General features: G+C 61.7%; 7 protein-coding genes. 1 reads left to right on the top strand and 6 read right to left on the bottom strand.

The window, feature by feature from the left end; all coding sequences use genetic code 11:
* A partial coding sequence (locus tag KGJ62_12615) for a bifunctional YncE family protein/alkaline phosphatase family protein (GenBank protein ID MDE2127425.1) occupies positions 1-2,603 on the top strand: 2,603 nt, incomplete at its 5' end.
* Between the two features lie 60 nt (positions 2,604-2,663).
* On the opposite strand, the gene KGJ62_12610 is transcribed toward KGJ62_12615, so the two are convergent.
* The 6 genes from KGJ62_12610 to pepF form a co-directional block, all read right to left on the bottom strand.
* Positions 2,664-3,371 carry a hypothetical protein gene (locus KGJ62_12610; protein MDE2127424.1) on the bottom strand — a complete coding sequence of 236 codons (708 nt, stop codon included), beginning with the start codon at positions 3,369-3,371 and terminating at the stop codon, positions 2,664-2,666.
* Between the two features lie 136 nt (positions 3,372-3,507).
* On the bottom strand, positions 3,508-4,059 hold the full coding sequence (locus KGJ62_12605; GenBank protein ID MDE2127423.1) for a thioredoxin family protein: 552 nt from the start codon (positions 4,057-4,059) through the stop codon (positions 3,508-3,510).
* Between the two features lie 30 nt (positions 4,060-4,089).
* A complete protein-coding gene (locus KGJ62_12600; GenBank protein ID MDE2127422.1) occupies positions 4,090-4,971 on the bottom strand; it encodes an EamA family transporter in 882 nt (293 codons plus the stop codon).
* Between the two features lie 17 nt (positions 4,972-4,988).
* Entirely contained in the window at positions 4,989-5,843 is an 855-nt protein-coding gene (locus KGJ62_12595; protein ID MDE2127421.1) for a fumarylacetoacetate hydrolase family protein, read from the bottom strand.
* 4 nt (positions 5,844-5,847) lie between these two features.
* Positions 5,848-7,290, bottom strand: a complete 1,443-nt coding sequence (locus tag KGJ62_12590) for an aldehyde dehydrogenase family protein (protein ID MDE2127420.1) — start codon at positions 7,288-7,290, stop codon at positions 5,848-5,850.
* On the bottom strand, positions 7,287-9,110 hold the full coding sequence (pepF, locus tag KGJ62_12585) for an oligoendopeptidase F (GenBank protein MDE2127419.1): 1,824 nt from the start codon (positions 9,108-9,110) through the stop codon (positions 7,287-7,289). Before pepF ends, KGJ62_12590 begins: the two co-directional genes overlap by 4 nt.
* Between the last annotated feature and the right edge of the window lie 30 nt (positions 9,111-9,140).

The following is a 9,140-nucleotide window of genomic DNA, read 5'->3' as shown; positions in this document are numbered from 1 at the left end:
CGGTCTACCGATACGCAACGCACAACCCTTTGGGCACAACGGTGCTGTCCACCGGACAACTGCTGCGCCCATGGGGTAGGTCCATTCCACTTGCGCGGTGGCCAAACGGTCTGGCGGTCAGCCCGGACGGCGGTACCATCTTTGTGGCCTGCGGCTCGTGTGGTGAACTGGTCCACAATTGGCGGCAGCCGGACGCCGTGGCCTCCATGATTCAGCCGCCCGCGGCAGGCGGTGGCAATTGCAGCGGCGGCTGCACCTTCACCAGGGATAGCCGCACCATCTATTGGTGTGGCGGCGAGAGTGGCGAGGTGTTCGCAGTGAATGCGGCAACCGGTGTCGCACGGGTCCTTGGCGGCATCAACGGAATCGCTTCGGGTGTGCGCTTTACAGGTTCATTCCCCATGAGCCTCTGCCTCGGCCCGACCGGTCATCACCTCTTCGTTGCCGACGTCACCAATTTCCGGGTGGTGTCGTTGGATACCGCGTCGGGTGAGGTGGTTGCCTCGATCCCGGTTGGGCGCTACCCGTACGCATTGGCATTGGTCGGCAGAGTCCTCTACGTCGCGAACATCGGTATGTACCGCTATCATGCGATCGTCGGCGCTTCGCCCGGCGCCAAGCATGCGCGTGGATTGTCGTTTCCCGCGTTCGGCGTGCCAAGCCCGCAAGCGGCAAATGGCGTGGACGCGGAGGGCCAACATATTCCCGGTTTAGGCCCAGCCAACGGCTTGAGTTCCTTCTCGGTATGGGGAATCGACATCTCGTCACCGCGAAACCCGCAGATCGTGGCGCGAATCAAGACGGGCCTGCCGGTCGGTGCGAAAACGGCGCAGGGCCCTGCCGTGGGGGGCAGCGGACCGAACTACCTTCTGGCAGCGGGAACACGCCTTTACGTCAGCGACAATAACGACGATCTGGTTCAGAGCATCGATACGCGCAGCAACCGGATTGTGAAGACGTACCACCTTGATCCGTCGCCGCTGATCGCCGGCTTGCGCGGCCTTAACCCCTGCGGCATGGCGCTCTCGCCCGACCGCTTGACGCTGTATGTAGCCCAGGCGGGGATCAACGCGCTTGCTGTTATCAACACACGCAATGGGAAACGGATCGGTGAAATACCCACCGCTTGGTTCCCATATCGCGTTGCAGCGGCTCCCGGCGGCAAGACGTTGGCCGTAATCTGCTTCCGTGGTTTCGGAAACGGGCCAAGCGGCGGAAGCCGTCGGCCCACCGATCCGTTTATGAACATGGCAGGCGTGCTTACGGTGGCGCCCGTGCCCGTCGGCGCGCGGTTGTCGGAACTCACTCATCAGGTGCTGATGTACAACGGTATCGTGAATCGTGCGAAAGATCGCGCCCGCCTGACTTCGCCCGTGATTCCCACCGAGCGCGGTGTGTCTTCTCACGATATCCGCTACGTTGTGTTCATCGACAAAGAGAATCACACGTTCGATACGATCTTCGACCACATCCCTGGCGCCAGTTCCGATTCGTCGCTGCTGCGGTGGGGTTGGCGCCAAACCGTGCGTGCCGCCGGTGAGCCTACGCTGCACAGCGTGGCCGTTATGAAGAACCATAACCTGCTCGCGCAGCAGTTTGCAATTAGCGACAACTACTACATGGAGCCGGAGTATTCCGGAGTGGGGCACCGGTGGCTGGTTGACGTGCAGCCGAACAACTGGTGTCAGCTGACATACACACTGGGTTGGGACTTCAGTCGCAGCACAACTGCGCCGGGCCGACTTGCGTCGTTCGGGTCGTCCGGATCACTGATGCCCGAGGACTATCCGGAAGCCGGCTCGATGTGGGACCATCTCGCGCGCGGAGGCGTGTCGTTCCGGAACTATGGCGAGGGCTTCGAATTTGCCGGCGTGGATGAGGACGGCGGCGAGGCTCCAACCGGCGCTCGCGAAACTGTGAACATACCGATGCCGGAGGTGCTTTTCAAAAACACGTGCCGGAGCTTCCCGATCTTCAATCTCAATATTCCCGACGTTTTCCGGGTGACCTTGTTTGAGCGTGACGTGGAAAAGCACTTCGGACCGGGTAAGGCGCCGTGGCCCAGCTTCATCGATATCGCGCTTTGCAGTGACCACGGGACTGCGCCCGAGCCAAAGCGCGGCTACCCATACGTGGCATCGTGGATGGCCGACGATGACGAGGCGCTGGGCCAGCTGGTGCAGTACCTTTCACACACGCCGGAGTGGCGTCACATGGCGATCTTCGTCACGGAGGACGACTCCGGCGGTGAGCCCGACCACATCGATGCGCAGCGGAGCGTTATGCTGGTCATCAGTCCGTGGGCGAAGCGGCACTACGTGTCTCACGTCCACACGTTCATCCCCAGCGAGCACAAAACGCTCTACGAAATCTTTGGGTTGGGGCCGCTGAACCTGTTTGACGCCCTCAGCAATGACCTGGCAGATTGCTTTACTACCACGCCGGATTATACGCCGTATATCCACGAGGACGTGGATCCGCGCCTGTTCGATTACGCGAAGACCGTGAATCCACTGGACCCTCAGTTTGCCCGCGCGCGGTTGCAGCCTGGCCCCCGTATGGACGATCCTCTGGTAGAGCAGCGTGTACTGGAGAACCGTTAGCCTCACGCCGGCATGCCGGCGCGAGGCTAACGACTGGCGCGGCTGCGCCCGATCGACCGGCTACTGTTTGTTGAGTTGCAGCGCCACGGAGTTGCTGGCGTTGCTAATCGTGCCGCTGAGCAGCCCGGTTGCGCTGAGGCTGAGGGTGCCGGTCACCGTGTCGGTCTTGCCGTTCGATGAGGTGGCGGTTATCGAGGTGCTGCCGGTGTCGCTAATTGTGCCGGAGAGCGTATCGAGGCTGTTGTTCGCTGTATTCTGAGCGACTCCTGTGATCGCGCCTGAGCCATCGATGATCAGCGTGGCGGAACCCGTTGCATTGCCGTTGTCGGTCGCCGATCCCGTGAATGCACCGGCGAACGCGTTACCTCCCGCAGTGCTTGAAGCGTTGAAGGTTATCGTACTGCCGGTATTCGTGGTCAGTGTAGCGTCAAGTGCCCCGGCCTTCAGGGCAAACGTACCCGCAGCGGAACTGGTTCCGCCTGTTACAGTGATCTTGACGGCGCCGAGCGAACTGACAGTCCCCGTGAAGGCCGTGACACCGGGCGTGCTTGTATCAACCGAAGTTCCGGTGATCTTTCCAGTGGAACTGACTGTGATTTCGACGGCGCCGACGTCGGTGTTGCCGCCGTTCTTAACACTATCGGGGCCGACATACGATCCCGCAAAGCTGTTGTTGCGGTTACCCACGACGGTGGTACTGCTACCGCTGCTGCAGCCGGCCGAGAATGCGACCGCTCCCATCAGGCCCGCCAGAAATAAATAGCGCATATCAATCCTTTCTCCTTCATTGAAGTCCAAACGCGTGCCAAATCAACTAAGCCCAGTCCAGCGCCACGTAGGGGCAGTCTGGACCCAGCTCTCATGGGGTTGGCAAGGGACCCCGCCCCTCGCCGGCAGACAGTCGTTATGCGCCGCCGGCCGGCTTGTGTGCCGTCAGCCAGTCGCTGAGTTGCTTCGCCTGACTCGTTGTGAGGTGCGGCGCCGTCTTCTGCAGCAACTGAACAAATGCCGTTACTTCCTCTGGTGCGCTGGGATAGCCGATGTTCTGGTCTTTCGGCATCACGTTGGAGTCGCCGAGTACCTTCCCATGCGGATCCAGCATCACATAGAATGGAATGCCGGATTTGTCGCCTTTCCATTTCGTCAGCAGTCCTGCACCGCCCGGGTTCTCAAGCTGTGCCTTCTGCTTGGGCTGCTCCAGCACATCAATGGTAGCTATCACAAAGTTCTGGCGAATTGGATCGCCAAAGGCAGGATCCTTCAGTGCATCCTCCAGCCTGTGGCACCAGACGCACCATGACGCATGGAAGATGACGAGAACGTTCTTGTGGTCGGAAGATGCTTCCTTGTAGGCGCTCTTCAGCACATCTTTCGCCTTGGCCGGGGCAGTGGCCGAAGCGGCGATCGACAGCGAGCCAACAAGTCCAAGCGCCATCACACCGAATAGCGTTCGCATTTTCGTGCCAACTCCTTCTGGTCCGGCTATTTACCGCGCCGTGACGATAACTGTGAGCCCGGCGGTGATTACGGCGGCGGCGGCCAATCGGACCGGCCGCCGCGGCTCACCCAAAAACACCATGCCACCCACAACGCCCATTATAACCGAAAACTGCCTCATTGCGGCCACGTAGGCCACCTGCTGCGAGGCTGCGTATGCCCACAGGACAAGCACGTAACCTCCAAACTGCAGCAGGGCTACCTGCCACGCCGCCCGCCCGGATGACTTCCATGTGGCCCTCATGGACGGTAGACCTTCACGGATCCATACAAGCGCAGTCAGAAAGATCGTTGTTGAAACCCACTCCAGGTAGCCGTACAGCAAAGCGGCCGGACTGACCCCATATACGCGGCTCATTCGGTGCATGCCGATGTCGTCGGTCACCGTGTACCCGGCCGACCAGATGGCAGTTGCCACGGCGATGAGAAGCGCAGCGCGTACAGTACGCCGGTGTTGAGGAGGCGCATTGCGCGCGCCGGCCCTCGGCGACGCCAGTAGCAGGCAGCCGAGCGATACAGCGACGACACCAACGAAGCCGATCGGTTGCGGCCACGTGTGCAGGATCATTCCGGCCGCTGGAACCACAAACAGCGGACTGAGGCGGGCAACCGGGTAGACGATCGAGACATCGCCGAGCTGGTACGCCGCCATCAGAAACGCGAAATAGAGTGACTGGAAGATGCCGGTTACAAGCAGGATCAGCCAGATGTCGGCAGGGGGTAGGCGGCGGGCAGCCGGGATAACGGCAAGGCAAGGCGATGCCGCGACCAGTACAAACATGTTCGCCAGCCAGAAGAATGCAACGGTGCGCCCAGAACGCTTGCAGACCAGGTTCCAGGCGGCGTGCGCCACGCAAGCAAGAAGAACCAAAAGGACCGCCGCACCGGTCAACCCTCAACCCGGTTGCGCAGCACCCCCAGGCCCCTGGCCCAAATCGTAATGTCATCACCGGGCTCCAGTGCGAACTCCTTCGGAGGCGTAAGCCCGGTACCCGTCAGGAGTACCACGCCATCGGGCCAGGCGTTCTCGCGGAATAGCCAATCGACAAGCTCTTCGGGCCGCCGCTTCATTTGCCCAACAGATGTTTTATCGCGCCACACGCACTCACGCCGGCGCATTACCGAAACGTGAATCGTCAGCGACGTGAACGTCTCCGGGTTGTACGCCACCCACGCAGGGCCGAGCGCACATGCGCCTCGATAGACCTTGGCCTGCGGCAGATAGAGCGGATTCTCGCCCTCAATATCTCGCGCGCTCATATCGTTGGCCAGGCCCACGCCCAGGATGACGCCGTTGGCGTCGGCAAGCACAGCAACTTCGGGCTCCGGCACCGACCACCTGGAGTCGGCCCGGACGCGAACGGCCCCGCCCGGGCCGACGGCCGCCGATGCCCGCGACTTGTAGAATATCTCCGGACGATCTGCCAGATATACACGACTGTAACAGTCGGCAGACTCGGGCGACTCCGCCATCCGGGCATGTCGGCTGCTTTCCCACGTTACGCCGGCAGCCCAAATCTGCTGATCCCAAGCGGTCGGCGGCTGCAGAAGGTACTGATCGCGATGCAGCGTGGATTCTGCAGGCAGCATCCGTATGCCGGCTAGTCCGCCTTCGGTTTCGCCGCGGCACATGGAGTGGATGGCCTCATCGGGCAGAAGCAAGGCGGCCTCTCGCGCCAACCACGCCCAGTGCGCCGGCGCGTTTGCGGGCTGATCAACGGCACGAATTCGGCAAAGAGTCATCTCGTTACGCCTCTACCGAAACCGTCTGTAACTGCGTGTAGAACTCGCGAGCGGCAGATCCTTGCTCGCGGCTGAAGCTGCTGCTGCCCTTGACGCCACCGAATGGCGCCTGCAGTTCAACGCCTGCGGTCTCACCATTGATCTTTACCATGCCCACATCGGCGCTCGCTGCAAATTCCATGGCGCGCTTCAGACTCTGTGTAACGATCGAAGCAGATAGCCCGAACTTTGTGCCGTTCAGCAGCGTCATCGCCGAGTCATCGGTACAGCGCATCAAGCAAAGCACCGGTCCGAACACCTCATCCTGAGCAATCTCCATCTCCGGGCGCACGCCGGAAAGGATGGTCGGTGCGAAGTACCAGCCCCTGTCGAATGGATCGCCCGTGAGGCGGCTCCCTCCACAAAGCAGTTCTGCGCCGTCGTGGAGTGCGCGCCCTACGAACGCCTCGACACGCTCAAGGGCCTCCTGTGATATCAACGGACCCATTACGCAGTCTTCGTCCTCTGCGGGGCCTGTCCGCAACTCACCTACGCCGCGCAACAGAACCGCGCAGAATTCATCGTAAATACCCTCATGGACGATACAGCGCGATGTTGCCGTACATTTTTCGCCTGCAGATCGAAAAGCGCCGCTGAGCGTCAGAGCGGCCGCTCGGCTGAGATCGGCATCGGCCATCACCAACAAACCGTTTTTGCCACCCATCTCCAATTGGTAGCGAGCGCCACGCTCCACCGCGGCGAGCGCAACTTTCTTTCCGGTGGCGGCCGAGCCGGTGAACGAAATGCCTTTCACCTCCGCGTGGGCCACCAGCGCTTCTCCAGCAGTATGCGTGCCGAACAGCACGTTGAACACGCCGGCAGGCAGGCCGGCGTCGTGAAACACCTGCGCCAGCCGAAGCGCAGTGCCGGAAGCATGCTCCGACGGCTTTAGGACGACGCAGTTCCCGAACGCCAGGGCCGGCGCTGCCTTCCAAACTGGTATCGCGATCGGAAAGTTCCATGGAGTGATCAGCGCGCAAACGCCCAGCGGTAGTCGGCGTGTGTAGAGGAGCGCGCCTGGCGTCGAGGACGGAATAACCTCGCCCTCGGCCAGCCAGCAGGCGCCGGCGTAGTAGCGCAACAGGCTTACGGCACGGGACGTCTCGCCGCGTGCCTCCGGAAGCGTTTTACCCTCCTCGTCGGAAAGCCCCCGAGCGATCTCTTCGGTGCGATCCTCCAGAATGCGCGAAGCGCGCATGAGGAAGTCCGCACGCTGTGGTGCGGTCCGTTCCGACCAGCCGACTTGCGCGGCCAGCGCCGCACGCACCGCTGAGTCTGCGTCGGCGCTGGTGGAGTCGGGAAACCGGTGCAGTACGCGGGCGTGATCAGCAGGATTGCGATTGTCGAACGTGCTGTCGCCGGAACCAGGTACCCAAACTCCGCCGATATAGTTACTCTGGGTCATCATGCGCTTGCCGTCGCTGGACGTGTCAATTGCTCCACGCGATCGATCATCCGCTCCAGAACACGGAACGCGGCACGAACGGGTTCCGGGCTCTCCATGTCGACGCCGGCTCGCCGAAGGGCGTCGATGGGGTATCGCGAGCCACCGGCATTCAAAAACTCCAGGTAGGCATCACGCTCCTTCGCGCCGCCGTTGCTGACCGATTCTGCCAGTGCGTGCGCGGCAGAGATGCCGGTGGCATACTGAAACACGTAGAAGTTGGAATAGATGTGTGTGGAGAACTCCGCCCAGGTAATGCCGCAGCGCTCAGCGTCAACCTGTACCTCCGGACCCCATGCCTCGGCGAACAGGGCCAAAGTGCGGCTGTTCAGTACGTCGGCCGTTATGGCATCACCGGCTTCGGCGCGCTGGTGCATCTCCAGTTCCAGCCGTGCCAGCGTGGGCATCACGAGCATGTAACGGTGAAAGTTTGAGAAGGCTTCGGCAAGTAGGGCCAACTCCAGGTCACGGTCGGGACTCTGTGCAAGCAGCCACCGCCGCACCATGGCCTGGTTGAAGTTGGAGGCCGTTTCGGCAGCAAACATCGAATACCGGCTGTAGACTGCCGGCTGAGTTCGGCAGGAAAGCAGCGAGTGCATCGAGTGGCCAAGCTCGTGCGCCAGCGTGCTCATCCCAAAAACGTCGTCGCCGTAACTCATCATAATGAATGGCGATGTGGTTCGGCTTCCACATGAAAACGCGCCCAGCCTCTTTCCGCGATTCGGGTAGATATCCACCCAGCGATCGGTGGTGGCGCCAAGGCGCAGGCGCTGGACGTAATCTTCACCCAGGGGCGCCAGTCCGGCGCAGATCCACTCCACAGCTTGAGAGTAGGGCACCGTTGGTGGGGCGCCGCCAAGCGGCGCCCGCACGTCGTACAGGCGGAGGCTCTCCACTCCAAGCGCCTTACGGCATACCTCCCAGTACCGATGCCACAGTGGAAGATGCTCGCGAAACGTCTCGATAAGTGTGTGGAAAACCGAAAGCGGCAGGTTCTCCGGCGCCAACGCCGCTTCCAGCGCAGAGCCGTAGCCACGTGCGCGGGCTAGAAAAACGTTCTGCTTGAAGCCTGCGGCTGCGCACGCCGCCATTCCGTGTTGCATCTGCCGATGGCCGTCGGCATACGCTTCATATGCCGATTTCCTTAACGTCCGGTCGTTGGAGCTTAACAGGCTTCCGATCGAGCCGTGTGCCACGGCATGATCCGTGCATGCCGAGTCGCGAGCCGGGCGAAACGTGATATCGGTGTTGGCCAGCACGCCATGGATTCCGGCAGCGGTGCGAAACGGGTCGGCCACGTCGCCAAGGAGAGCCTCCACTTCGGCAGAGCGCGTGTGAGGCCGCTGCCGGGCGAGGTTCGAGAAGTAGTGCCGGTACGTCGCAAGTGCGCTGGATTCGGCTATCCACCGCTCCACGGTGGCCGGCTCGATCTGCAGCATTTCGGGCACAGCAAATGCCGTAGCCGCTGAGGCACGACTGGAAAGCGACATACACCGCATGTATCGGGCTCTGGCAGCTTCATCCAGGGAGTCCACGGAGTAGGACATCAGCGCATAGACAAACAGCGCGCGCAGCTCGTCGTTGACGGCGTCGTGAAATGCAAACCACTGCAGCAGTCTCGCGGGATCCGCCGACAGCGTGCCGCGGAAACCCGCGCAATCAGCCAAACGAGCATCCAACAGGGAAAATGCAGCATCCCAGTCGTCCGGCGACGCGAAAACGCTCTCCGCGTGCCAGGTGGCGCCGCGGTCGATCGTATTTCGTTCGGGTAAATCGTGTGCCAACGCGTGGCTCCCTGATGGATTGCATGGCGC

This window comes from Armatimonadota bacterium, assembly GCA_028871815.1.
Classification (GTDB): domain Bacteria; phylum Armatimonadota; class Chthonomonadetes; order Chthonomonadales; family Chthonomonadaceae; genus REEB205.
Note: the sequence above shows the minus strand (reverse complement) of the source record. Positions and strands in the feature narration are given on the sequence as shown.